Source organism: Streptomyces sp. NPDC058464 (assembly GCF_042721035.1).
GTDB lineage: Bacteria > Actinomycetota > Actinomycetes > Streptomycetales > Streptomycetaceae > Streptomyces.
In genome coordinates this window covers 38,691-62,292 of sequence record NZ_JBHXMA010000002.1, presented here as the reverse complement: position 1 = coordinate 62,292, position 23,602 = coordinate 38,691, and the positions used below count along the sequence as shown (strand labels likewise).

At 70.9% G+C, this 23,602-nt stretch carries 24 protein-coding genes; 6 read left to right on the top strand and 18 right to left on the bottom strand.

Features of this window, described 5'->3' with window-relative positions; all coding sequences use genetic code 11:
- Positions 1–196 precede the first annotated feature (196 nt).
- On the top strand, positions 197–1,405 hold the full coding sequence (locus tag ACFWPQ_RS03275; protein ID WP_384029423.1) for a nucleotide sugar dehydrogenase: 1,209 nt from the start codon (positions 197–199) through the stop codon (positions 1,403–1,405).
- A 108-nt stretch (positions 1,406–1,513) separates the two neighbouring features.
- On the opposite strand, the gene ACFWPQ_RS03270 is transcribed toward ACFWPQ_RS03275, so the two are convergent.
- The 4 genes from ACFWPQ_RS03270 to ACFWPQ_RS03255 form a co-directional block, all read right to left on the bottom strand.
- Positions 1,514–2,638 (bottom strand): GuaB3 family IMP dehydrogenase-related protein, encoded by a 1,125-nt coding sequence (locus tag ACFWPQ_RS03270; protein ID WP_384029421.1) that lies wholly within the window; start codon positions 2,636–2,638, stop codon positions 1,514–1,516.
- Between the two features lie 115 nt (positions 2,639–2,753).
- Complete coding sequence (guaB, locus tag ACFWPQ_RS03265) at positions 2,754–4,259, bottom strand: IMP dehydrogenase (protein ID WP_361283073.1); 1,506 nt, start codon at positions 4,257–4,259, stop codon at positions 2,754–2,756.
- Positions 4,260–4,448: 189 nt separating this feature from the next.
- Complete coding sequence (locus ACFWPQ_RS03260) at positions 4,449–5,036, bottom strand: sigma-70 family RNA polymerase sigma factor (protein WP_384029419.1); 588 nt, start codon at positions 5,034–5,036, stop codon at positions 4,449–4,451.
- A gap of 277 nt (positions 5,037–5,313) precedes the next feature.
- Positions 5,314–5,925 carry a response regulator transcription factor gene (locus ACFWPQ_RS03255; protein ID WP_003948568.1) on the bottom strand — a complete coding sequence of 204 codons (612 nt, stop codon included), beginning with the start codon at positions 5,923–5,925 and terminating at the stop codon, positions 5,314–5,316.
- A 381-nt stretch (positions 5,926–6,306) separates the two neighbouring features.
- On the opposite strand from ACFWPQ_RS03255, the gene ACFWPQ_RS03250 reads away from it, so the two are divergent.
- Positions 6,307–6,639: a WhiB family transcriptional regulator gene (locus ACFWPQ_RS03250; protein WP_384029417.1), complete on the top strand. Its 333-nt coding sequence runs from the start codon at positions 6,307–6,309 to the stop codon at positions 6,637–6,639.
- Between the two features lie 269 nt (positions 6,640–6,908).
- On the opposite strand, the gene ACFWPQ_RS03245 is transcribed toward ACFWPQ_RS03250, so the two are convergent.
- Complete coding sequence (locus tag ACFWPQ_RS03245; RefSeq protein ID WP_384029415.1) at positions 6,909–7,808, bottom strand: LysR family transcriptional regulator; 900 nt, start codon at positions 7,806–7,808, stop codon at positions 6,909–6,911.
- A gap of 79 nt (positions 7,809–7,887) precedes the next feature.
- Between ACFWPQ_RS03245 and ACFWPQ_RS03240 the strand changes: the two genes are divergently transcribed.
- From ACFWPQ_RS03240 to ACFWPQ_RS03230, 3 genes are all read left to right on the top strand, one after another.
- Positions 7,888–8,556, top strand: a complete 669-nt coding sequence (locus tag ACFWPQ_RS03240; protein ID WP_384029413.1) for an MOSC domain-containing protein — start codon at positions 7,888–7,890, stop codon at positions 8,554–8,556.
- Between the two features lie 97 nt (positions 8,557–8,653).
- Positions 8,654–9,427, top strand: a complete 774-nt coding sequence (locus ACFWPQ_RS03235) for an SDR family NAD(P)-dependent oxidoreductase (protein ID WP_384029411.1) — start codon at positions 8,654–8,656, stop codon at positions 9,425–9,427.
- Between the two features lie 145 nt (positions 9,428–9,572).
- Positions 9,573–10,280, top strand: a complete 708-nt coding sequence (locus tag ACFWPQ_RS03230) for an ester cyclase (protein ID WP_384029409.1) — start codon at positions 9,573–9,575, stop codon at positions 10,278–10,280.
- 129 nt (positions 10,281–10,409) lie between these two features.
- On the opposite strand, the gene groL is transcribed toward ACFWPQ_RS03230, so the two are convergent.
- From groL to ACFWPQ_RS03205, 5 genes are all read right to left on the bottom strand, one after another.
- Positions 10,410–12,035: a chaperonin GroEL gene (groL, locus tag ACFWPQ_RS03225; protein ID WP_384029407.1), complete on the bottom strand. Its 1,626-nt coding sequence runs from the start codon at positions 12,033–12,035 to the stop codon at positions 10,410–10,412.
- Between the two features lie 118 nt (positions 12,036–12,153).
- On the bottom strand, positions 12,154–12,462 hold the full coding sequence (gene groES, locus ACFWPQ_RS03220; RefSeq protein WP_004955293.1) for a co-chaperone GroES: 309 nt from the start codon (positions 12,460–12,462) through the stop codon (positions 12,154–12,156).
- 212 nt (positions 12,463–12,674) lie between these two features.
- On the bottom strand, positions 12,675–13,442 hold the full coding sequence (locus tag ACFWPQ_RS03215) for a pirin family protein (protein WP_384029405.1): 768 nt from the start codon (positions 13,440–13,442) through the stop codon (positions 12,675–12,677).
- Positions 13,443–13,574: 132 nt separating this feature from the next.
- Positions 13,575–14,408, bottom strand: coding sequence for a polysaccharide deacetylase family protein (locus ACFWPQ_RS03210; RefSeq protein WP_384029403.1), 834 nt, complete (start codon positions 14,406–14,408; stop codon positions 13,575–13,577).
- A complete protein-coding gene (locus ACFWPQ_RS03205; RefSeq protein WP_384029401.1) occupies positions 14,405–15,292 on the bottom strand; it encodes a polysaccharide deacetylase family protein in 888 nt (295 codons plus the stop codon). Before ACFWPQ_RS03205 ends, ACFWPQ_RS03210 begins: the two co-directional genes overlap by 4 nt.
- 90 nt (positions 15,293–15,382) lie before the next feature.
- On the opposite strand from ACFWPQ_RS03205, the gene ACFWPQ_RS03200 reads away from it, so the two are divergent.
- A complete protein-coding gene (locus ACFWPQ_RS03200) occupies positions 15,383–16,561 on the top strand; it encodes a class I SAM-dependent methyltransferase (protein WP_361283055.1) in 1,179 nt (392 codons plus the stop codon).
- A gap of 122 nt (positions 16,562–16,683) precedes the next feature.
- On the opposite strand, the gene ACFWPQ_RS03195 is transcribed toward ACFWPQ_RS03200, so the two are convergent.
- From ACFWPQ_RS03195 to ACFWPQ_RS03160, 8 genes are all read right to left on the bottom strand, one after another.
- Positions 16,684–17,964 carry an RNA polymerase sigma factor gene (locus tag ACFWPQ_RS03195; RefSeq protein WP_384029399.1) on the bottom strand — a complete coding sequence of 427 codons (1,281 nt, stop codon included), beginning with the start codon at positions 17,962–17,964 and terminating at the stop codon, positions 16,684–16,686.
- 43 nt (positions 17,965–18,007) lie between these two features.
- Positions 18,008–18,364, bottom strand: coding sequence for a YciI family protein (locus ACFWPQ_RS03190; protein WP_361283051.1), 357 nt, complete (start codon positions 18,362–18,364; stop codon positions 18,008–18,010).
- A gap of 160 nt (positions 18,365–18,524) precedes the next feature.
- Positions 18,525–19,103, bottom strand: a complete 579-nt coding sequence (locus tag ACFWPQ_RS03185; RefSeq protein WP_384029397.1) for a Uma2 family endonuclease — start codon at positions 19,101–19,103, stop codon at positions 18,525–18,527.
- Between the two features lie 59 nt (positions 19,104–19,162).
- A complete protein-coding gene (locus ACFWPQ_RS03180; protein WP_384029395.1) occupies positions 19,163–20,011 on the bottom strand; it encodes a hypothetical protein in 849 nt (282 codons plus the stop codon).
- Between the two features lie 335 nt (positions 20,012–20,346).
- Entirely contained in the window at positions 20,347–20,487 is a 141-nt protein-coding gene (locus ACFWPQ_RS03175; protein ID WP_384030060.1) for a WD40 repeat domain-containing protein, read from the bottom strand.
- Between the two features lie 89 nt (positions 20,488–20,576).
- Positions 20,577–20,741: a hypothetical protein gene (locus tag ACFWPQ_RS03170; protein WP_384029393.1), complete on the bottom strand. Its 165-nt coding sequence runs from the start codon at positions 20,739–20,741 to the stop codon at positions 20,577–20,579.
- Between the two features lie 232 nt (positions 20,742–20,973).
- Positions 20,974–21,978 (bottom strand): LCP family protein, encoded by a 1,005-nt coding sequence (locus ACFWPQ_RS03165; protein ID WP_384030058.1) that lies wholly within the window; start codon positions 21,976–21,978, stop codon positions 20,974–20,976.
- Between the two features lie 152 nt (positions 21,979–22,130).
- Entirely contained in the window at positions 22,131–23,516 is a 1,386-nt protein-coding gene (locus ACFWPQ_RS03160; protein ID WP_384029391.1) for an endo-1,4-beta-xylanase, read from the bottom strand.
- Positions 23,517–23,602 lie beyond the last annotated feature (86 nt).

Genomic DNA, 23,602 nt, shown 5'->3' with positions numbered 1-23,602 from the left:
TGACCGGCTTGCCCGACTTCAGCCACCACTCGCCCCCAGCCTGTGGACAACGGTCACCGAACCCACGGAAGACACATGAACACAATCCCGCATAACGGTCATATTTACTCCTAGTCTGACAGTGCGCCTCGCTCATCCTGTCCACAGGGCTTGCGCACCTGTCCCGCTTCGGTTACTGGGAAGGACGGCCCACGCCATGCCCGCAGACCTCGCCGTCATCGGACTCGGTCCCTACGGCCTGCCCCTGGCCCAGGCCGCCGTGGCCGCCGGCATGCCCACGATCGGCTATGCCACCGGCCCGGAGGCGGGCTCGCTCAGCCCCGCCGAGCTGCGCCGGATGCTCGCGAAGGGCTTCCGGGTGATCGAGGACCCGGCCCAGCTGGGGCGGGTGCGGACCGCGGTGATCTGCGCGCCGACCCCGCGCGGCGCCGACGGCGGGCTCGATCTGAGCCAGGTGGAGGCCGCCGCACGCACCCTGGCCGCGCGGCTGCGCCCGCACACGACGGTGATCCTGGAGTCGCCGGTCCACCCGGGGACGACGGAGGACTTCCTGCGGCCCCTGCTGGAGAAGGGTTCCGGCCTGCGCGCGGGCCGCGACTTCCACCTCGCCTATTCGCCCAGTCGGGTGGATCCCGGCAATCGCGACTTCACGCCGGCCAACACCCCGAAGGTCATCGGCGGCTTCACGCCCGCGTGCACTGAGTCGGCCGCCACGTTCTACAGCCGGCTCACCGACAAGGTGGTACGCGCGCGTGGCCCGCGTGAGGCCGAGACCGTGCAGCTCCTGGAGACCAACTTCCGGCACGTCAACATCGCCCTCGTCAACGAGATGGCCGTCCTCTGCCACGACCTGGGCGTCGACCTGTGGGACGTCATCCGCTGCGCGGAGACCAAGCCGTTCGGCTTCCAGGCCTTCCGCCCCGGCCCCGGCATCGGCGGGCACGGCGTCGCCCAGGACCTGTCCGGCCGCACGAGCCGCGGCCTGCGCATGGTGGAGCTGGCCCAGCAGGTCAACAGCCGGATGCCGGGGTACGTCGTCCAGCGCGCCGCCGCCCTCCTCAACGAGCACGGCAAGTCGGCGCGCGGCGCGCGCGTGCTGCTGCTCGGGGTCACCTACAAGGCCGACCTGGCCGACCAGCAGAACAGCCCCGCCCAGGAGCTCGCGATCCGCCTCATGGAGCTCGGCGCCTCGGTCAGCTACCACGACCCGCACGTCTCGTCCTGGAGCGTCCTGGACCGCCCGGTCCCGCGCGCGGACTCCCTCTACGAGGCGGCCGCGGACGCCGACCTGACGATCCTGGTCCAGCAGCACCGCACCTACGACCTCCAGGGCCTGTCCGTGAAGGCCCAGTTGCTGCTGGACACACGCGGGGCGACCCCGACGGGCGCGGCGCACCGGCTCTGAGCGGGCCCCACCGGCCCGCACGGGTACCGCGTACCCGCACGGGTACGCGAAAGGGCCGGTCGCCCGTCCCGGGTGACCGGCCTCGTCCGCCGTACGAACTACCGCCGGCTACCGCTTGTGCTGCGAGTCCGCGACCGTCACCTCGACGCGCTGGAACTCCTTGAGCTCGCTGTAGCCGGTCGTGGCCATGGCTCGGCGCAGGGCGCCGAAGAGGTTCATCGAGCCGTCGGGGGTGTGGGACGGGCCGGTGAGGATCTCCTCGATGGTGCCGACCGTGCCGAGGTCGACCTTCTTGCCGCGCGGAAGCTCCTCGTTCACGGCCTCCATGCCCCAGTGGTGGCCCTGGCCCGGCGCGTCGGTCGCGCGGGCCAGCGGGGAGCCCATCATCACCGAGTCGGCGCCGCAGGCGATCGCCTTGGGGAGGTCGCCGGACCAGCCGACACCGCCGTCGGCGATCACGTGGACGTAGCGGCCGCCGGACTCGTCCATGTAGTCGCGGCGGGCGGCGGCCACGTCCGCGACCGCGGTCGCCATCGGGACCTGGATGCCGAGCACGTTGCGCGTGGTGTGGGCGGCGCCGCCGCCGAAGCCGACGAGCACGCCCGCCGCGCCCGTGCGCATCAGGTGCAGGGCCGCCGTGTAGGTGGCGCAGCCGCCGACGATCACCGGGACGTCGAGCTCGTAGATGAACTGCTTCAGGTTCAGCGGCTCGTGCGAGGACGAGACGTGCTCCGCGGAGACCGTCGTACCGCGGATGACGAAGATGTCCACGCCCGCGTCCACGACCGCCTTGGAGAACTGCGCGGTGCGCTGCGGGGAGAGCGCGGCCGCCGTGACCACGCCGGAGTCGCGCACCTCCTTGATGCGCGCGCCGATCAGCTCCTCCTTGATGGGGGCGGAGTAGATCTCCTGGAGACGGCGGGTGGCGGTGTCGGCGTCCAGCCCGATGATCTCGTCGAGCAGCGGCTGCGGGTCCTCGTGCCGCGTCCAGAGGCCTTCGAGGTTGAGGACGCCCAGGCCGCCGAGCTCGCCGATGCGGATCGCGGTGGCCGGGGAGACGACGGAGTCCATGGGAGCGGCCAGGAACGGCAGCTCGAAGCGGTAGGCGTCGATCTGCCAGGCGATCGAGACCTCCTTCGGGTCCCGCGTACGGCGGCTGGGGACGACGGCGATGTCGTCGAAGGCGTACGCCCGGCGGCCGCGCTTGCCGCGCCCGATCTCGATCTCAGTCACGTCTGTGGCCTTTCCCTCTGCGTTTCAGCGTCTACCAGTATCGCCGACGGGTACGGCAAGGGCGGCCCCGGTGCGCCCGGGACCGCCCTGGAAAGGCCGTGGTGACTACTTGCGGCTACTTGCTGCGGCTGTAGTTCGGCGCCTCGACCGTCATCTGGATGTCGTGCGGGTGGCTCTCCTTGAGGCCCGCGGCGGTGATCCGCACGAAGCGGCCCTTGGACTCCATCTCGTCGACGGTGGCCGCGCCCACGTAGCCCATGGTCTGGCGCAGGCCGCCGACGAGCTGATGCAGCACGTTGGCCAGCGGGCCGCGGTAGGGCACCTGGCCCTCGACGCCCTCGGGGACGAGCTTGTCGTCGGAGGAGACCTCGGCCTGGAAGTAGCGGTCCTTGGAGTACGACTTGCCCTGGCCGCGCGACTGCATGGCGCCGAGCGAGCCCATGCCGCGGTAGGACTTGAACTGCTTGCCGTTGATGAAGAGCAGCTCGCCCGGGGACTCCTCGCAGCCCGCGAGGAGGGAGCCCAGCATCACCGTGTCGGCGCCGGCCGCGAGGGCCTTGCCGATGTCGCCGGAGTACTGCAGGCCGCCGTCGCCGATGAGCGGGATGCCGGCCGGGCGGGCGGCCAGGGAGGCCTCGTAGATGGCGGTGACCTGCGGGACGCCGATGCCGGCGACCACGCGGGTGGTGCAGATCGAGCCGGGGCCCACGCCGACCTTGATGCCGTCGACGCCGGCGTCGATCAGGGCCTGCGCGCCGTCACGGGTGGCGACGTTGCCGCCGATCACGTCGACGCCCACGCTCGACTTGATCTTCGCCATCCAGCTCAGGGCGTTGCTGTTGTGGCCGTGCGAGGTGTCGACGACCAGGAAGTCCACGCCGGCCTCGGCGAGCGCCTGGGCCCGCTCCAGCGCCTCGGGGCTGGCGCCCACGGCGGCACCGACGAGCAGCCGGCCCTCGGAGTCCTTGGCGGCGTTCGGGTACTTCTCGGCCTTGACGAAGTCCTTGACCGTGATCAGGCCCTTGAGAACGCCCTCGTCGTCGACCAGCGGCAGCTTCTCGATCTTGTGCCGGCGCAGCAGCTCCATGGCCTCGACGCCGGAGGTGCCGACCCTGCCGGTGATCAGCGGCATCGGGGTCATGACCTCGCGCACCTGGCGGGTCCGGTCGGACTCGAAGGCCATGTCGCGGTTGGTGACGATGCCGAGCAGCTTGCCGGCCGGGTCGGTGACGGGCACGCCGCTGATGCGGAACTTGGCGCACAGCGCGTCGGCCTCGGCGAGGGTCGCCTCCGGGTGCACCGTGATCGGGTCGGTGACCATGCCGGACTCGGACCGCTTGACGAGGTCGACCTGGTTGACCTGGTCCTCGACGGAGAGGTTGCGGTGCAGCACGCCGACACCGCCGAGCCGGGCCATCGCGATGGCCATGCGGGACTCGGTCACCTTGTCCATCGCCGCGGAGAGCAGCGGGATGTTGACCCGGACGTTGCGGGAGATGCGGGACGAGGTGTCGACCGCGTTGGGGAGCACTTCGGATGCGCCCGGCAGCAGCAGCACGTCGTCGTAGGTCAGCCCGAGTGTCGCGAATTTGTCGGGCACTCCGTCGACGTTGGCAGTCATGACACCTTCCCCAAATGGCCTTGAACGGTGCGGATGCCCATGCTAACGGGAAGCACGGGTCCCAAATTCCACGGTACGACTCAGCTCAGGGCTTCGTATGTTCGTACGGAAACGGGTGCGCGCCTGTTCATCGGGGGCACGGGTGTGAGGCCGTGGCAGGCCGGAGACCCGGGGCGGAAGGGGCTCCGCCTACTGCTCCGCCAGCGCCCGCAGCCGGCTCAGGGCCCGGTGCTGGGCCACGCGCACCGCACCCGGTGACATTCCCAACATCTGGCCGGTCTCCTCGGCCGTGAGGCCCACGGCGATGCGGAGCAGCAGCAGCTCGCGCTGGTTCTCCGGGAGGTTGGCGAGGAGTTTCTTGGCCCATTCGGCGTCGCTGCTGAGCAGTGCGCGCTCCTCGGGGCCGAGGGAGTCGTCGGGGCGTTCCGGCATCTCGTCCGAGGGGACGACCGTGGAGCCCGGGTGGCGCATCGCGGCGCGCTGGAGGTCGGCGACCTTGTGGGAGGCGATCGCGAAGACGAAGGCCTCGAAGGGGCGGCCGGTGTCGCGGTACCGGGGCAGGGCCAGCAGGACCGCCACGCAGACCTCCTGGGCGAGGTCCTCGACGAAGTGCCGGGCATCGCCCGGGAGACGGGACAGGCGGGTACGGCAGTAGCGCAGCGCGAGGGGGTGGACATGGGCGAGCAGGTCGTGCGTGGCCTGCTCGTCCCCGTCTACGGCGCGATGGACGAGAGCACCGATCGTCCCTACGGCAGTGACCGCCTCGTCGTCGCGCATCGGTCCATGGTGCCCTGCTGCCGTCGGCGGCGTGGCATCGCGTCCGTCGTTGTGCACCGAAGCGTTATGAGCAGGTGCGCCGGAACTCATCTCCTGCGCCCTCCCCTTCCGCTCGAACGACTCGTCCCCGAGAGACTCCACACCTCAAGGATGCGGCATCCGCGCCGAAACGAGCAGCGGGCCTCCGGCGCCAGGCCTTGCGGACCCCGCCCACCGTGGGGTAGGCGGGGGCGTCCGGTCGGTCCGTCCTCCCGCTGCGGCGCAGCTCACCGCCGTACTAACGAACCAGTCCCCAGCGGAAGCCGAGGGCAACCGCGTGGGCGCGGTCGGAGGCTCCGAGCTTCTTGAACAGGCGCCGGGCGTGGGTCTTCACGGTGTCCTCGGAGAGGAACAGCTCGCGGCCGATCTCGGCGTTGGAGCGGCCGTGACTCATGCCCTCCAGGACCTGGATCTCGCGCGCGGTGAGCGTGGGCGCGGCGCCCATCTCGGCCGAGCGCAGGCGCCGGGGCGCCAGTCGCCAGGTCGGGTCGGCGAGGGCCTGCGTCACGGTGGCCCGCAGTTCGGCGCGCGAGGCGTCCTTGTGCAGGTAGCCGCGGGCGCCGGCGGCGACGGCCAGGGCCACACCGTCCAGGTCCTCGGCGACCGTGAGCATGATGATGCGCGCGCCGGGGTCGGCGGACAGCAGCCGGCGCACGGTCTCGACGCCGCCCAGTCCGGGCATGCGCACATCCATCAGGATCAGGTCGGATCGGTCGGCACCCCAGCGGCGGAGGACTTCCTCGCCGTTGGCCGCCGTCGTCACGCGCTCGACGCCGGGCACGGTCGCCACCGCGCGGCGCAGCGCCTCTCGGGCAAGCGGGGAGTCGTCGCAGACGAGGACGGATGTCATGACCGCCCTCCGCAGCTGATGCGCGTCACCTTGAGCCTCCAGGCTGGTACGGAATCGTCACCTGTGCGGTCGAACGTCTCGGACGCCTGCCCGAGCGCTTGTTGCTTCAACCGCCACCGCACTCTCAACGACGGTCACTCGAAAGAGTTACGGGGCTGCATGCCGTCTTCGGCACTCTACGTGAGGGTGCGGACACGGTGCAGACATGGACGTCAGACCCTCAACTTTTCATCACATCCAATGCCCCATTTAGCCCTTTTTCTTCCCGTTTCACGGTGTCTGGGGCTAGATTGCCAATGAGTCATATTTTCATCTCTCTAGACCGGAGATGTACGGTCGTTGGCACCGTATCCGCCCAGAACGGCTACAAGGGGTCACGTAATGGCAGATTTCTCCCGCCTTCCCGGACCGAACGCGGACCTGTGGGACTGGCAGCTCCTGGCTGCCTGCCGTGGGGTCGACAGCTCGCTCTTCTTCCATCCCGAGGGCGAGCGCGGGGCGGCTCGGAGTGCCCGTGAGAACTCGGCCAAGGAGGTCTGCATGAGGTGCCCGGTCCGCGCGGAGTGCGCGGCGCACGCGCTGGCGGTCCGCGAACCGTACGGCGTGTGGGGCGGCCTGACCGAGGACGAGCGCGAAGAGCTCATGGGGCGGGCGCGCAACAGGCTGGTGTCGGCGTCGACAACCAGCGGCGGCTCCGCCTCCGCACATGAATGAACGTTTCTGCAATCTGTTGACAGTCCGTTGACGATCTGCTGCCGCTCGGGCACGCACGCGTGCCCGGCGCCTTCACGCGTGCCCGCGGCCTTGCCGCACCTGTCCGGGGCCCGCCGTAGCCGTCCGGCACCCTGCCGCACCCGCCCGGCGTCCTTCGCGCCCGCCCAGCGCCTTCGGTCACGCCCGCCCAGCGCCTTCGGCCACGCCCGCCCAGCGCCTTCGGCCACGCCCGCCCAGCGCCTTCGGCCACGCCCGCCCAGCGCTTTCGCTCACGCCCGCCGGGCCGCCCGCCCCAGCTGCTCCAGCGTCGCCGCCACGGCCGGCACCTGTGCCAGGTCGGGCAGGGTGAGGGCGACGATCTCGCGCCGTACCGCGGGTTCCAGCGCCACCGTGCGCGCGCCTCTCGGCCGTACCGACTCGATCGCCAGCCGGGGCAGGACGGCCACCCCCAGACCCGCGCCCACCAGGCCGACCACGGCCGGGTAGTCGTCGGTGGCGAAGTCGATGCGGGGCGTGAAGCCCGCGCTCTCGCACGCCTGGACGAGCTGTCCCCGGCAGCGCGGGCAGCCTGCGATCCAGGGCTCGTCGGCGAGTTCGCCGAGGGCGACGGACTCCGCGCGGGCGAGCCGGTGCCGCTCGGGCAGCAGGCCGACGAGCCGGTCGGTCAGCAGCGGCCGCACCACCAGGTCGTCCCACTCCTCGGCGTCCGCCGCGCCCTCGTAGCGGAAGGCGAGCGCGATGTCGCAGTCGCCCGCGCGCAGCAGCTCCACGGACTTCGGCGGCTCGGCCTCCTCCAGGGAGACGCGGGTGCCGGGGTGGGCGGCGCGCAGGGCGGCGAGGGCCGTCGGGACCAGGGTGGAGCTGCCGCTCGGGAAGGAGACCAGACGCACCCGGCCGGCCCGCAGCCCGGCGATCGCGGCGACCTCCTCCTCGGCGGCGGTGAGCCCGGCGAGGATCCCGGAGGCGTGCCGGACCAGGGCCTCGCCGGCCTGGGTCAGGCGCATCTCACGGCCGTTGCGGACCAGCAGCGGGGTGCCCACGGAGGTCTCCAGGGCCTTCATCTGCTGGCTGACGGCGGGCTGCGTGCAGCCCAGTTCGCGCCCTGCCGCCGAGAAGGAACCGGTGGTGGCGACGGCGCGCAGGACGCGGAGATGACGTGCTTCGATCACCCCCTGAGCATAAGACGGACTTGGACATGGCGCCCGAAAATGCGTCGACCCTTTGAGAGTGGTCCCGTACCGTCGGAGCATGGAGCTTCTCTCGGTGAACCTCGGCCGTCCCACGCCGTCGCCCCACACTGACCAGAAGGACGGCGTGACCGGCATCGACAAGCGGCCGGTGGACGGGCCGGTGCGGGTGGCGGCGCCCGGGCCGAAGGGCGTCGCGGGCAGCGGGCTGGCCGGGGACGCGGTGTGCGAGCTGCGCCATCACGGCGGCGACGACCAGGCGGTGTACGCGTTCGCGCGCGAGGACCTCGACGACTGGGAGAAGGAGCTCGGCCGGCCGCTGCCGAACGGCTGTTTCGGTGAGAACCTCACGACAAACGGGCTGAACGTGTCGGATGCGCTGATCGGCGAGCGCTGGCGGATCGGCTCCGAGGTCGTACTGGAGGTCACCTCCGGGCGCATCCCGTGCCGTACTTTTCAGGGCCATCTGGGCGAGCGGGGATGGGTGAAGAGGTTCACGCGGAAGGGTGCCACCGGTGCCTACCTCCGGGTGATCGAACCGGGCGAGATCAGAGCCGGCGACCCGATCGAGGTCGTGCTCCGGCCGGAGCACGGGGTGACGGCGGCGATGGAGTTCCGCGCGACCACCACAGAGCGCGAGCTGCTGCCCCGGTTGCTCGCGGCGGGCGCCGCGCTGCACCCGGAGGCGCTGGCGCAGGCGCGGAAGTACGTGGCGGCGCAGGGCGGCTGAACGACCGTCACGCGCAGGCCGTTCACCGGTGCTTCACCCTTCGGGAGAGCCGGTGCGCACAGCGGACGCCGTCAGTCCGGGTAACTACCCTTGGTCCATGACAACGGCTCTGATTACGGGATCGACCGCGGGGATCGGTGCCGCGTTCGCGCGGCGGCTGGCGGCCGACGGGCACAACCTCGTCCTGGTGGCCCGGGACACCAAGCGGCTGCGCGAGCAGGCGACCGAGCTGCACGACCGGCACGGCATCGAGGCGGAGGTGCTCACCGCCGACCTCGCCGAGGACGCCGGCATCGAGGCGGTCGCCGCCCGGCTCGCCGACCGCAGGAACCCGGTCGACCTGCTGGTCAACAACGCCGGCTTCGGCAACAAGGGCCACTATCTGGACGTCTCGATGGCCGACGAGCTGCGCATGCTCAAGGTGCACTGCGAGGCGGTGCTTCGGCTGACCTCGGCGGCGGCCGAGGCGATGCGCGAGCGCGGCCGCGGCGGAGTGGTCAACGTGGCGTCGGTGGCGGCGTTCGTGCCGCGCGGGACGTACGGCGCCTCCAAGGCGTGGGTCGTGCAGTTCACCCAGGGCGCGGCGCGCGATCTCGCGGGCAGCGGGGTCCGGCTGATGGCGCTGGCGCCGGGGTTCGTCCGTACGGAGTTCCATCAGCGGGCCGGGATGGGCACGGACAACATCCCGGGCTGGATGTGGCTGGACGCCGACAAGCTGGTCGCGGCGGCGCTGGCCGACCTCGCGCGCGGCAAGACGCTGTCGATCCCGGATCCCCGCTACAAGGTGCTGACCGGTCTGGCGAAGATGGCGCCGCGCGGACTGGTGGGCGGCATCAGCTCGAAGACGGGCCGCAAGTACGGGCCGCAGTAGCCGCCGAAGCCGAAGCACCCGCCGTAGTCGCGGTAGCCGCAGTAGCCGCGGCAACGGTCCGGGCGGCACCGCGCGCGGCGCGGACCGGGCCGGTGAGACGATGGTGGCGTTCGGTCGCACCCGCAGGGGGGCCGGAGGCGGTTTCATGACGTTCGTGCAGCTCATCGAGTGCAGGACCAGGCGGTTCGACGAGATGGACCGGCTGATGGACAGGTGGGTGGAGCAGACCAAGGGGAAGCGGACGGCGACGCACACGCTGGTCGGCCAGGACCGCGCCGACGCGCAGCACGTCGTGGAGATCGTGGAGTTCCCGTCGTACGAGGAGGCGATGCGGAACTCGCGTCTCCCGGAGACCGACAAGGTGTTCCACGAGCTGCTGGCGCTCTGCGAGGGGACGCCGACGTTCACCGATCTGGACGTGGTGCGTGACGAGGGGCTGTACGCCGGCACCGCGCGGCGGTTCTTCGACACGATCGCGGCGGCCGGCCCGCTGGCACCGCTGGACGGTCTGCTCGCCGAGGACTACCACGACCACGATCCGGTCGAGGGCCAGGACACCATCGGCATGGACGCGATGCGGCGCAAGCTGGAGATGTGGCGGCGGGCCTTCGACTTCTCGTTCCTGGTCGAGGACCAGATCGCCCAGGGCGACCGGGTGTGCACCAGGTGGCTCTGGACGGGGGTGCAGCAGGCGGAGTTCATGGGGGTGCCGAACACCGGGCGGCAGGTCACCATGGCCGGGACGACGATCCACCGCTTCGACGCCGGCGGGAAGATGGCCGAGGGCTGGCTGCAGTACGACCGGATGGGGCTGCTGGCACAGCTGGGAGCGCTGGACGCGCTGGAGAACTAGGCCGACCATCGAAGTACCCGCGAGGGGCGAAGCCCCCGTTCCCGGCGGACGACCGGGAGCGGGGGCTTCCTCGGAGACTGCTTCCCGAGAGACTGCCTCCCAGAGGCTGATGCCTCGGAGACCGTCGTCTCAGTGCGAGTGGCCGTGGGAGTGGCCCGCGGCGGCGGCCTCTTCCTCTTCCTTCTTCTCGACGACCAGGGTCTCGGTCGTCAGGAGCAGGGAGGCGATGGAGGCGGCGTTCTCCAGGGCGGAGCGGGTGACCTTGACCGGGTCGATGACACCGGCCTTGACCAGGTCGCCGTACTCGCCGGTGGCGGCGTTGAAGCCCTGGCCCTTGTCGAGCTCGGCGACCTTGGAGGTGATGACGTAGCCCTCCAGGCCGGCGTTCTCGGCGATCCAGCGCAGCGGCTCGACGACGGCGCGGCGGACGACGGCCACACCGGTCGCCTCGTCGCCCGTCTTGCCGAGGCCGTCCTCCAGGACCTTCGCGGCGTGGACGAGCGCGGAGCCACCACCGGAGACGATGCCCTCCTCGACCGCGGCGCGGGTCGCGGAGATGGCGTCCTCCAGACGGTGCTTCTTCTCCTTCAGCTCCACCTCGGTGGCGGCGCCGACCTTGATCACGCACACGCCGCCGGCCAGCTTCGCGAGGCGCTCCTGGAGCTTCTCGCGGTCCCAGTCGGAGTCGGTGTTCTCGATCTCGGCCTTGATCTGGGCGACGCGGCCCGTGACGGCGGCGGAGTCACCGGCGCCGTCGACGACCGTGGTGTCGTCCTTGGTGACGGTGACGCGGCGGGCGGAGCCGAGCACGTCCAGGCCGACCTGGTCGAGCTTGAGGCCGACCTCCTCGGAGACGACCGTGCCGCCGGTGAGGGTCGCCAGGTCCTCCAGCATCGCCTTGCGGCGGTCGCCGAAGCCGGGAGCCTTGACCGCGACCGCGTTGAAGGTGCCGCGGATCTTGTTGACGACGAGGGTGGAGAGGGCCTCGCCCTCGACGTCCTCGGCGATGATCAGCAGCGGCCGGGAGGCACCCGCCTGGATGACCTTCTCCAGCAGCGGGAGCAGGTCGGCGATGGAGGAGACCTTGCCCTGGTTGATGAGGATGTAGGGGTCCTCCAGGACGGCCTCCATGCGCTCCTGGTCCGTCACGAAGTACGGCGACAGGTAGCCCTTGTCGAAGGCCATGCCCTCGGTGAAGTCCAGCTCCAGACCGAAGGTGTTGGACTCCTCGACGGTGATGACACCGTCCTTGCCGACCTTGTCCATCGCCTCGGCGATGAGCTCGCCGACCTGCGTGTCCTGGGCGGACAGCGCGGCGACGGCGGCGATGTCGGCCTTGTCGTCGATCGGCCGGGCGGAGGAGAGCAGCTCGTCGGAGACTGCGGCGACGGCGGCGTCGATGCCCTTCTTCAGGGCGGCCGGGGAGGCGCCCGCGGCGACGTTCTTCAGACCCTCGCGGACGAGCGCCTGGGCCAGCACGGTGGCGGTGGTCGTACCGTCACCCGCGATGTCGTTGGTCTTGGTCGCCACCTCCTTCACCAGCTGGGCGCCGAGGTTCTCGTACGGGTCGTCGAGCTCGACCTCGCGGGCGATCGTGACACCGTCGTTGGTGATGGTGGGGGCGCCGAACTTCTTGTCGATGACGACGTTGCGGCCCTTGGGGCCGATCGTCACCTTGACCGTGTCGGCAAGCTTGTTGACGCCGCGCTCGAGGGCGCGACGGGCGTCCTCGTCGAACTTCAGGATCTTCGCCATGGGAGCGGTTCAGCCCTCTCGGAAAACGTGGGTGAAACGAACCGCGCCCCCGACGCCCGGCTTCATAAGGTCGCGGGGGCCAGGGGCGCAGCTCAAAGCAGAATGTGCTTCGGGTGAATTACTTCTCGATGATCGCGAGCACGTCGCGAGCCGAGAGGACGAGGTACTCGTCGCCGTTGTACTTCACCTCGGTGCCGCCGTACTTGCTGTACAGAACGACGTCGCCGACCTTGACGTCGAGCGGCAGGCGCTCGCCGTTCTCGAAACGGCCCGGGCCCACGGCGAGGACGGCGCCCTCCTGGGGCTTCTCCTTCGCGGTGTCCGGGATGACCAGGCCGGAGGCCGTGGTCTGCTCGGCGTCGAGCGGCTGGACCACGATGCGGTCCTCAAGCGGCTTGATGGCAACCTTGGAGCTGGCGGTCGTCACGATCCGACCTCCCCCTTCGGAGATCTCACGGGGTTAACTGTCTGAGGTGGCGACCAGGTCGATCCGTCGTCGCGGGTGCCGGACCTGCCCGTCGCGTTGTTGGCACTCTCGTCTGCCGAGTGCCAGAGCCGAGACTATGACCGCGATTAGCACTCGGTCAAGCGGAGTGCCAATTGCGGGCGGCGCGCCGCCGGAATCGGCCCCCTCGGGGGTCACAGATCGACGGCGGCGCGCATCTCCCACACCAGGATCTCGGCGGGTCCCGAGGCCGTCACCCGGTGCCCGCCGGTGGCCGTGAAGCGCGCGGCGTCACCCTCGCCGAGCGCCCCGACGCCCTCCAGGTCCACCGCGCCACGGGCGACGAACAGGTGCAGGTACGGCGCCTCGGGCAGGGTTGCCTGCCCGCCGGGGCGCAGCCGTGCCGCGTACAGCGCGGCGTGCCGGTTCCGGATCCGGATGGCGCTCGCGTCCCTGTGCCGGTCCATGCCGGACGCCACCGTGACCAGCCCGCCGGACAGCAGCTCGGCGTCGATCTCCAGCTGTTCGTAGCCAGGGGTGACGCCGGCCTCGTCGGGCACGACCCACATCTGGACGAAGTGCACGGGGTCGACCGGGGGCCCGCCGGCGGCCCGGTAGGTGTCGTTCTTCTCCGAGTGCAGGATGCCGGTGCCGGCGCTCATCCGCTGGGCCAGGCCCGGGTAGATCACGCCGGAGTGGCCGCCGGAGTCCTGGTGGACCAGCGAGCCCTTGAGCACCCAGGTGACGATCTCCATGTCCCGGTGCGGGTGGGTGTCGAAGCCCGTGCCCGGCTGCACCAGGTCCTCGTTGTGGACCAGCAGCACCCCGTGGTGCGTGTTGGCCGGGTCCGGCCGGTGGGTGCCGAGGGAGAACGAGTGCTTCGAGTCGAGCCAGGACAGCCGGCTCGCGAGCCGCGCGTCACCGCGCCGCACCTCCACGCCGGGTGTCAGTAGTGCGCTCATGTTGTGCCCCCTGCTCCGCGCGAGGATCCATTGACGTGAATATTCAAGTTAACATGGATCCACAGTGCCGGTAATAGGCAGCAGAGAGCACCGATATTGACTTGACCATTAAAGCTGCAAGGTCATAGTGGGCTAGAGGTAGTCCTCGAGCCGGCCCACCGTCAGCCCGCTCGCCTGCACCCGGCGCAGCAGCCGGGCGGTGCGCTCCCTGAGGGTCGGGCCGAGGGCCTCGTCGGGGCCCACCAGGATGATGTCGCCGGGGCGGAGCTGCTTGTCCCCGCCCCGGTAGGTGATGCCGTCGGGGGTCATCGCCGCCCGCCACAGGACCACCGCCGTGACACCGCAGTCGGCGGCGGCGCGGAGGGTGGTGCGGTCGTAGGTGCCGTAGGGCGGGCGGAAGAGGCGGGGGCGGATGCCGAAGCGGGACTTCAGCTTCTCCTGCTGGCCGCAGATCTCGGCGCGCTGGCCGGCGTACGGCAGACCGGGCATGGCCGGGTGGTCGAGGGTGTGGTTCTGGACGCTCGCGCCGACCGACTGGAGGCGGGCGAAGTGGCCGTAGCCGGGGCCGACCACGCTGTCCGTGAGGAACATGCTCACCGGCAGCCGCAGTTCGCGGACCATGTCGACGAAGCGGGGGTCCTTCTCGGCGCCGTCGTCGTAGGTGAGGAAGACGACCCGGTCGGACGTGGGGACGTGGTCGACGACCGGGGGGAGGGCGGTACGGAAGGACAGCGGGTGCAGCGGCGGGCGGGGGGCCGGGGAGAGGGGCGCGGCCAGGCCCCATCTGCGGTACGCCGGCTCGCCGGCCGGGCCCTGCGGGTGCACCCGGTCGGCCGCCTTCCTGCCGAGCCGTTCGATGGGGTCGACGGACGGGGCACAGGCCGACAGGAGGAGGGAGACGGCCAGGAGGGGGACGACCAGGAGGGCGGCGGCCGGCAGCGCGGCCGTCGCCCCCGGTCGGCTCACAGGTAGTCCTCCAGGCGCGCCACCGCGTAGCCGTCGCGGGTGACCTTGTTCAGGAAGCGGCGCATGTCGTCGACCATGGTGCCGTCCCAGTCGTTCCGGCCCCGGAAGTGCGTGAGGACGATGTCACCGGGGTGCAGTCCGCGGTCCCACTCCCGGTACTCCCAGTGGTCGACGAACACCTCCTCGTCCCAGATCGGCGCGTACTTGATGCCGCAGGCCTTGGCGGCGCGCAGGGTGTCGCCGTTGTAGTTGCCGTAGGGCGGGCGGAAGACCGTCGGCGCCTTGCCGAACTCCCTCTCCATGATCTCCTGCATGCCGCAGATCTCGTGCTTCTGCTCCTCGTAGGTCAGGCCCGGCAGGTAGGGGTGGGTGAGGGTGTGGTTGTTGAGGGTGTGGCCCTCGGCCTGCATCCGGCGGAAGTAGCCGTAGTCGTCCTTGACCAGGTAGTTGCTGAGGAACGCGCTGTAGGGGATCCGCAGCTCGCTCATCATCCGCAGGAAGTCCGGATCCTTCTCGGCGCCGTCGTCGATGGTGAGGAAGACGACCTTCTTCCTGGTCGGGATGGTGGTGAAGACCGGGGGCAGGTCGTCCTCCTCCTGGCCGTCCACCTCGAAGCCGTCGCGAGCGGTGATCCTCGGCTTGAGCCTGGGCGGGGCCGGGGGTTGCAGCGGGACCGCGTCCAGGTCCCAGCGCCGGGCGGCGGCGACCAGGGCGGCGCGGGAGTCGGGAGCGGCGCCCCGGTGGGCCTGCTGGCCCGCGGCGGGGCGGACGTCGGCCCCGTCCCCCGGTCCGGCACAGCCGGAGACGACGGCGGCAGCGGCCGTGGCGAGGGCGGCAACGGCGAGTACTGCCCTATTTTTGTCATTTTGTACGACTGCTCGCATGGCGTCGGATCCTTCCAGGCACCTTCCCGGAACCCGGGCAGACACCGCGGCCGGAGGCGAACCATCCACCGACTGGCCGACAATGACCCGGTGAACGACCACCTCTCCCCCCTCCTCACCCCCGAGGGCCGCGCCCTCCTCGACGAGGTGCGCGGCACCGCGCCCGCCGACGAGCTCGCCGTGGCCACCCGGCTGCGCCGCGAGCACCCCGCCGAACTGGTGTCGGCGGCGCTGGCCCAGGCCCGGCTGCGGCAGCGGGCGGCGGCGAAGTTCGGGGACGCGGACGCGGGCCGCATGTTCTTCACGCCGAACGGGGTCGAGCAGTCGACGCGGGCGAGTGTCGCCACGTACCGGGCGGAGCGGATGAAGGCGCTGGGGGTCACCTCGGTCGCCGACCTGTGCTGCGGCATCGGGGGCGACGCGATCGCGCTGGCGCGGGCCGGGATCCGCGTCCTCGCCGTGGACCGGGACCCGGTGACGGCGGCCACCGCGCGGGCGAACGCCGAGGCGCTCGGGCTCGCCTCCCTGATCGAGGTCCGGGAGGCGGACGTCCAGGAGGTGGACACGGCCGGCCACGACGCCGTCTTCGTCGACCCGGCCCGGCGCGGCGGCCGCGGCCGCATCTTCGACCCGGAGGCCTACTCACCGCCCCTGTCCTGGGCGGTCGAGACGGCCCACCGGGCACGGACCGCCGCGCTGAAGATCGCCCCCGGCATCCCGCACGAGGCGGTCCCGGCGGCCGCCGAGGCGGAGTGGATCTCGGACGCAGGCGACGTGAAGGAGGCCGTCCTCTGGTTCGGCACCGGTGCCCCGGGAGCCGTCCGCGCCACCCTCCTCCCGGGCCCGCGCACCCTGCTCGGCCGCGGCCTCCCCGACCCCGCGGTCCGGCCGGTCGGCCGTTACCTGTACGAGCCCGACGGCGCCGTCATCCGCGCCCACCTGGTCGCCGAGGTGGCCGAGGAACTCGCCGGCGGTCTGGTCGACCCGACGATCGCGTACATCACGGCCGACACGCTCAGGGCCACGCCCTACGCGACGGCGTACGAGATCACCGACGAACTCCCCTTCAACGTGAAGAAGCTGAAGGCACTGCTGCGCGAGCGCGAGGTCGGGAACCTGACCGTGAAGAAGCGCGGGTCGGCGGTGGAGCCCGAGGAGCTGCGCAGGAAGGCCCTGCCGAAGCCGCAGGGACGCAACACGGCGACCGTCTTCCTGACCCGGGTGGCGGGCGCCCCGACCATGCTGCTGGGCCGCCCGGCACGTCCCTGAGCGCTCCGCCGGAGGTGCCGTCGAGCTTCCCGCCGCGCCGTCGTGGCTGGTCGCGTCCACGCGGCGGCAGCCGCACATCGAGGACGGCCCCGCGCCCCTTCGGGGCGCTCCCCCCGACGTGCCTAGAGCTCTCGCGCCCGCCGCAGCAGCAGCTCCCGTTCCCGCTCGTTGCGGGCCAGGGCCGCCGCCCGCTCGAACTCCGCGCGGGCCTCGGCCGTCCGCCCGAGGCGGGCCAGCAGGTCGCCGCGGACGCTCGGCAGCAGGTGGTAGTCGCGCAGGGCGGGTTCGGCGGTCAGCGGGTCCACGAGCGCCAGGGCCGCCGCCGGGCCGTCCGCCATCGACACGGCCACCGCCCGGTTCAGCTCGACGACGGGGGACGGGGAGCGGGCGGCCAGCAGGCCGTAGAGGGTGGCGATGGCCTTCCAGTCGGTCTCCTCGTACGTGTACGCGTGCGCGTGGCAGGCCGCGATGGCCGCCTGCAGGGCGTACGGCCCCGGGGCGCCGGCCGCCGTGGCGTCCGCGCGGGCGAGGGCCCTGATCCCGCGGGCGACGAGCATGCGGTTCCAGCGGCGGCGGTTCTGGTCCCGGAGGAGGACCGGTGCGCCGTCGGGGCCGGTGCGGGCGGCCGTGCGGGAGGACTGGAACTCCAGGAGGGCGGCGAGGGCGTGCACCTCCGGCTCCTTCGGCATCAGCCCCGAGAGCACGCGGGCCAGCCGCAGCGCGTCCTCGCACAGCGACGGGCGCAGCCAGTCGTCGCCCGCCGTGGCCGCGTAACCCTCGTTGTAGATCAGGTAGATGACGTCCAGGACCGAGCCGAGCCGGGCCTCGCGGTCGGGGCCGTACGGCACCTCGAAGGCGATGTTCCTCGTGGCGAGGGTGCGCTTGGCGCGGACGATGCGCTGGGCGACGGTCGGCTCGGGGACCAGGAAGGCGCGGGCGATCTCGGCCGTGGTCAGGCCGCCGAGGAGGCGCAGGGTGAGGGCCGTGCGGGCCTCGGGCGACAGCACCGGATGGCAGGTGGTGAAGACCAGGCGGAGCAGGTCGTCGTCGATGTCGTCCGGGTCGGCGGGTTCCTCGGGCGGGGCCGTCGTCTCCGTGCTGCGGCCGATCTCCGCGAGCTTGCGGGCGTAGTTCTCCCGGCGCCGGACCAGATCGACGGCGCGGTGCCGGGCGGTGGCCGTCAGCCAGGCGCCCGGGTTGTCGGGCACGCCGTCCCGGGGCCACTGTTCCAGGGCGGCGACCAGCGCGTCCTGCGCCAGCTCCTCCGCGATGCCGACGTCCCGGACGATCCGGGCGACCCCTGCGATCACGCGGGGCGATTCGAGCCGGAAGACCGTCTCGATGGCGTGCCGGGCCTCGGCCCCGGCGCCCGCGGGGGCGTCGGCGGGGGGCTGTGTGCTCACAGCCCCCCATGCAACACCCACCACCGGACGTACGCCAGGAGGGTCAGCCCTCCGCGATCTCCCGGACCTCGCAGGTCACGGTCCAGTACTCCTCGTGCACCTTGAGGAACCGCTTGGTCCACTCCAGGGCCTCGGCCTTGTCCTTGCACTGCATGATCGCGTAACCGCCGATGACCTCCTTGGACTCGGTGAAGGGGCCGTCGGTGACGGAGATCCTGCCGCCCTCCCAGTGCACCCGCGTCCCCTGCGAGGTCGGCGTGAGCCCCGCGGTGTCCAGCATCACGCCGGCCTTGGTGATCTCCTCGATCAGCTCGCCCATCCGCTGCATCAGCTCCTGGCTGGGCCCCTCGGCGGGGGCGGTGGTCTCGTCGATCCGCACGAGCGACAGGTAACGGGGCATGGTGACTCCTCGGTCTCGTTCCGGTGCGGCGGGGCTTTTCCTCGCCGCTCACCCCTGCGTCGAACGGGGGACGGGCGGATCGACACGTTCGCGAAATCTCTTCGAAGATTATTTTCCGAGGAGCGTTTCCGCAGGTCAGCCAAGATCAGACAAGGTCAGATCAGTCGGCGAAGTCCTTGAGCTTCTCCGTCTCCAGGGTGAAGCCGACGGGATCCGGTAGCTCGATCACGGCACCGAAGGCCCGGCTGGTGACGGAACGATAGACGCCGCCCTCCGGGTCGGCGTAGACGATCACGCTCGTCAGGTCCCGGTCGACGAGGAGATACACGGGGATGCCGGCGGCCGCGTAGCCGTCGGGCTTCTCGACCCGGTCCCGCTTGTCGGCGTCCCGGTCGTGGGAGGTGACCTCGACGACCATCAGGACACCGTCCGGCTCGGCCCACTCGCCCTTGCCGACGAAGTACTCCTCGGGAGCCAGAGAACCGTCCGGCTTGGCCCTCCCCTTGCGGTAGGCCTCGACCTTCAGCCCCTGTTCCGGATAGAGGAACAACTCTGGCCGGTACTGCATGCACCGTTTGAGGAGCCAGGCGACGATCTCGCCGTGGTTGCCGTCGGGCATGGGCTTGACCCCGATCTTTCCGTTCAGGAACTCCAGGCGCGCCGACTCCGGCGCATGGCGGGCGAGCTCCTCGAATTCCTCGACGAGCATCTGGGGCCGGTCGGCAGTGCTGGGGGTCATGGTGTCGCCTCCTCCCCTCCATCCTGCCCCGACCGCGGGCGGCCTGTGCTGCAAGGTCGTCATGCGTCTGCTCCTTTCCGTGTACGAGGCCGGGTGCGCAGGGCGGCACGCAGTCGCCCCACGTGCGCGTGGACCTGGTCGGCGGTGAGGTCGGACCGACCTCCCCGGCAGCCCTCGCAGAGCCCGCCGCGCAGCGAAGCCTCGAACGCCGGTTCGGCGCACGCGGTGCACACGACCTCGTACCGGGTGGGCGGCTGAGGCTGCGGCTCCGGCGGAAGTTTCGCGACGAGGCGGGCGCGTACGAACCCGTAGGCATGCGCCACGTGTTCCGGCAGCCCGGCGGTCATCGCCTGCACGAGCTGCGCCTCGTTCGCGCCCCTCGCGAACCATTCCGCCGCGCTCTCCTCCAGTGCGCCGCACTCCCCGGCCGACAGCGTCAACCGGGGCTCGATGCGACCGAGGCGGGCGAGCACGTCGTACGCCACCGAGCGCGCCGCCTGGGAAGGCTCGGCGGCCGGTGGCACCTCGCCGGCGAGGAAGGCGTCCCACCACGCGTCGTCACGGACGGTGCGGGAGAAGAAGGTGTGCCAGACCCAGCGCGGGTTGCCGTCGACGGTGACGGGTCGGCGCACGCGGCGCAGATGGCCCGCCACGGAGAGGTTGTTGAGGGCGGTCCCGATGGCGCACTGGCCGTACGGGAGGTGCTTGGCCAGTGTCTTGATGGAGATGTCCGCCTCGTCGTCCAGCCGGTCGAGATACGTGGCGATCGACGCCTCGCGGACGGGCAGGTGGGCGAAGTCCCGTCCGGTGCGGGGCTCCTGGCCCGGGGCGGACTTCTTTCCGTAGCCGGGATTGGCCTTCGGGTGCGCGGACGGGCGCGGGGCAGCACTAGGCTGGGCGGTAGCCATGGATCGACGACCTCATTCGATCTGGTGGTCAGACCCCCGCGTGGTGCTGGTAACACCCACGGGGGTCGATGCTTTCGTGGCGCACGCTACACGCTCGCGACGCTGCGGCGCGACCTGATCACGAAAAGTCATCTCGCCTGGTCAGCGGGCGACTTGGGAGGGTGGGTGGGTTGAGCCCACCCACCCATTCCTTACAAAAAGGGTCTCGGATCCCGACCCCCGAAGCTCAAGCGACGATGTGAGCGACGGACTCCGTCCGGGCGGAGTCGGCGGGCGGTCAACTCGGAGGCGTCGCCCCGAGGGTTGAGCTTCGAGTCACGGACGTGGACGGGAAGTCACCGCAGGCCACTGACATCCCACAGCCGAACGGTCCCATCGGCACTGGCGCTTGCCAGTCGGCTGCCGTGCGAGTCGAAGTCGAGGGAGAGTACCGAGTCGTTGTGACCGGTGAGTAGCGTCACCTCGCGGGGAGCCATGGGCTCGCTGGTGCGGAGGATGCGGATGTCACCGCCATGGCTGTCGGCCACGGCGAGGAAAGGCTTGCGCGGGTGGAAAGCTCCTGTTCTCACCGGATGCCCAGGAACAGGCCGGCGATGGTGGCCACGTTGATCGCGCTCTGCCGGTCGACCAGCATGCAGACCGCCAGGCCGACGGAGGCCAGTCCCACACCGGCCAGCGACACGTCACGAACAAGGCGGCGCCGTGCGGGGCGCCGAGGTCCCAGGAGCACGGCAACATGCTGCCGAGCAGTCCCGGAACTCGTCTCGCCCACCTACAGACGACCGAGTGACCTGCGGATATACCGATCCCCTCGGTCGTCGGCCGTGGTAGAACCATCCTCCTTCCGGTGTCTCCTCATCTCAGGGCGAAACCCGGATGCCACCTTCGCGCAAGGCGCCCCGGTCTCTCCCTCCATGGCGTGTCGCCGGATCAGGCACGTCGGCGGCTCTCAAGGCCACCCGCTACCGCAGGGACTCCCACAGGTCGCTCGCCGCCGGTTCCTTCGCGATCACCCGGTTGTGGTCGGAGGGTGCGGTCACCACGGGCATCATCACCGTCTTGACGTTGTCGGAGGTCAGGCCCTTCAGGCTCTGGCCCAGCCGCATCAGCTCGCTGAGCGAGTCCAGGCCGGTGTCGGTGGTGAGGCTGGAGGTGACCGCGTCGGCGACCTCGTAGAGCTTGGCCGGGTTGGTCAGCAGGCTGCTGGAGGCCATCTGGTCGAGGAGGGCCTTCACCAGCTTCTGCTGGAGGCCTATCCGGCCCAGGTCGCTGCCGTCGCCTATGCCGTGCCGGGTACGGGCGAGTGCCAGGGCCTGGGTGCCGTCCAGGTGGTGGGTGCCCTTCTTCAGGTGCAGGTGGCTGTCGTCGTCGTCGATGTCCTGGTCGGTGGTCACGGTCACCCCGCCGAGCGCGTCGACCAGCTTCGCGAAGCCCGAGAAGTCGATCTCCAGGTAGTGGTCCATGCGCACACCGGTGATCGACTCGACCGTCTTGACCGCGCACACCGCCCCGCCCACCGAGTAGGCGCTGTTGAACATCGCGTTGTAGGCGACGGACGTCGAGCCGCCGGAGGACAGCGGGCAGGAGGGCCGGGTGACCAGGGTGTCGCGCGGGATGCTGACGACGGTGGCCGAGGTCCGGCCGGCGTCGATGTGGACCACCATCGCGGTGTCGGAGCGGGCGCCCGAGCTGCTGCCGCCGCCGAGCTTCTTGTTCGCCTTGCCGCTGCGCGAGTCCGAGCCCAGCACCAGGATGTTCACCGAGCCGGTGGGCAGCGGGCTCGGGGAGGCGGACGCGGACGCCGTGGCCGTCGGCGTCGTCACCGCCTTCGCCGGGCGGTCGTCCCCGAGCGCGCTGTTGATGTCGACGCTCTTGATGTTGTCGTTGAGGTGCCAGTAGACCCACCCCGCGCCCGCGATGCCGAGCGTCATGACCCCCGCCAGGGTGAGGCCGACGATCTTCAGCACTCTCGACCGCCGGCCCACCCGTCTGCCCGCGTCGCCTTGCTCCTCGTGTCCCGTCACAAGGCAGGAACGTAAGTCCGAATTATTAGGGGACTGTTAGCGCGGGCGCCGCGAAGGGGTTTTCTTCGGAAAATCTCACCCTTCTCAGTCCGGGTTCAGCCCAGGGTGACGGCGGGCACCGGATTGCTCCCGCTCCAGGACGCGTTGAACCCGAAGCTCACCGAACTCCCGTCCGCCACCGTCCCGTTGTAGGAGGCGTTGGCACAGGACACGGCCGCGCCCGACTGGGTGCAGACCGCGTTCCACGCCTGCGTGATCTGCTGACCGGCGCCGTACGTCCAGCTCACCCGCCAGGACGACAGCGAGGCACCCGAGCAGGAGATGGTCACCTGGCCGGTGAACCCGGTGTTCCACTGGCTGCTCACGCCGTAGGCGGCGGTGCAGGCACCGGTCGGCGGCGGGGTGGTCGTGGTCCCGCCGAGCGCCTCCGAGATGCCGTAGTACGCCGGTTTGGGCGCGTAGTTCGCGTCGTACGGGGTCGCCGCGCCGTACCCCGGGAAGGTGCTGTCCACCCAGGAGTCGGAGTCGGTGAAGCCCCACACGGTGACGTTGACGCAGCGGCTCACCGCCACGCACGCGGCCACCACCGACTTGAAGTCGGCCTTCTGCTGGGCGAGTTCGGTGCTGTCGGAGGGCAGTGCCATCCGGATGTCCAGCTCGGTGACCGCCACGTCGACGCCCAGGTCGGCGAAGCGCTGGATGTTCTGCTGGAGGGTGGCCGGCACCTGGCCGAGGACGAGGTGGGCCTGCAGCCCGACCCCGTCGATCGGGACACCGGCCGCCTTCAGCGACTTCACCAGGTTGTACAGGGCGGTGCTCTTCGCGTTGACGCCCTCGACGTTGTAGTCGTTGATGTACAGCTTGGCGTCCGGGTCGGCCGCGTGGGCCCAGGTCAGGGCGTTGGCGATGTAGTCGGAGCCGAGGCCGTTGTACCAGAGCGTCGAGCGGTAGGTGCCGTCCTCGTTGAAGGGTTCGTTGACGACGTCCCAGGCCGCGATCCTCCCCTTGTAGCGGCCGACCTCGGTGCTGATGTGGTTCTGCAGCAGGCTGCTCAGCTGGGCGGAGGTCCAGGTGCCGTTCGTCAGCCAGCTGGGGTTCTGGCTGTGCCAGACCAGGGTGTGGCCGCGCACCTGCTGGTTGTGGGCCTGGGCGAAGGCGACGATCTGGTCGGCCTCGGTCCAGTTGAAGGAGCCCTGGGTGGGCTCGACCGTCCCCCACTTCATGGCGTTGCCCGGGGTCAGCGAGCTGAACTGGCTGCCGGCCAGGTCGCCGTAGGTGCCGGTGAGCTTGGAGCCGGTGACCGCGGTGCCGATGACCTTCCCCTTGGCGGCGGCGAGGTCGCGCAGCGGGGTGTCGGCGGCGTGCGCCGCGGGCGCCGTGAACAGCAGGGCGGCGCCGGTGACGAGTGCCGCCGCCAGGGACAGGCCCGTGGACAAGCCCGTGGACAAGCCTGCGGGTAAGCCTGTTCTCAGAGATCTCATTGCGGGTGCCTCCGAAAGTTTCGGTCATGCAACCGACTGGCTTCGGAGGAGTGTGGAGACGCCCGCACCACCCGTCAATACGTCAA

Coding starts and splice junctions, on each gene's coding strand:
- ACFWPQ_RS03275 (WP_384029423.1), top strand. CDS start 197: ATGCCCGCAGACCTCGCCGTCATCGGACTCGGTCCCTACGGCCTGCCC.
- guaB (WP_361283073.1), bottom strand. CDS start 4,259: ATGACTGCCAACGTCGACGGAGTGCCCGACAAATTCGCGACACTCGGG.
- ACFWPQ_RS03260 (WP_384029419.1), bottom strand. CDS start 5,036: ATGCGCGACGACGAGGCGGTCACTGCCGTAGGGACGATCGGTGCTCTC.
- ACFWPQ_RS03255 (WP_003948568.1), bottom strand. CDS start 5,925: ATGACATCCGTCCTCGTCTGCGACGACTCCCCGCTTGCCCGAGAGGCG.
- ACFWPQ_RS03250 (WP_384029417.1), top strand. CDS start 6,307: ATGGCAGATTTCTCCCGCCTTCCCGGACCGAACGCGGACCTGTGGGAC.
- ACFWPQ_RS03240 (WP_384029413.1), top strand. CDS start 7,888: ATGGAGCTTCTCTCGGTGAACCTCGGCCGTCCCACGCCGTCGCCCCAC.
- ACFWPQ_RS03235 (WP_384029411.1), top strand. CDS start 8,654: ATGACAACGGCTCTGATTACGGGATCGACCGCGGGGATCGGTGCCGCG.
- ACFWPQ_RS03230 (WP_384029409.1), top strand. CDS start 9,573: ATGACGTTCGTGCAGCTCATCGAGTGCAGGACCAGGCGGTTCGACGAG.
- groL (WP_384029407.1), bottom strand. CDS start 12,035: ATGGCGAAGATCCTGAAGTTCGACGAGGACGCCCGTCGCGCCCTCGAG.
- ACFWPQ_RS03215 (WP_384029405.1), bottom strand. CDS start 13,442: ATGAGCGCACTACTGACACCCGGCGTGGAGGTGCGGCGCGGTGACGCG.
- ACFWPQ_RS03205 (WP_384029401.1), bottom strand. CDS start 15,292: ATGCGAGCAGTCGTACAAAATGACAAAAATAGGGCAGTACTCGCCGTT.
- ACFWPQ_RS03190 (WP_361283051.1), bottom strand. CDS start 18,364: ATGCCCCGTTACCTGTCGCTCGTGCGGATCGACGAGACCACCGCCCCC.
- ACFWPQ_RS03185 (WP_384029397.1), bottom strand. CDS start 19,103: ATGACCCCCAGCACTGCCGACCGGCCCCAGATGCTCGTCGAGGAATTC.
- ACFWPQ_RS03180 (WP_384029395.1), bottom strand. CDS start 20,011: ATGGCTACCGCCCAGCCTAGTGCTGCCCCGCGCCCGTCCGCGCACCCG.
- ACFWPQ_RS03175 (WP_384030060.1), bottom strand. CDS start 20,487: ATGGCTCCCCGCGAGGTGACGCTACTCACCGGTCACAACGACTCGGTA.
- ACFWPQ_RS03160 (WP_384029391.1), bottom strand. CDS start 23,516: ATGAGATCTCTGAGAACAGGCTTACCCGCAGGCTTGTCCACGGGCTTG.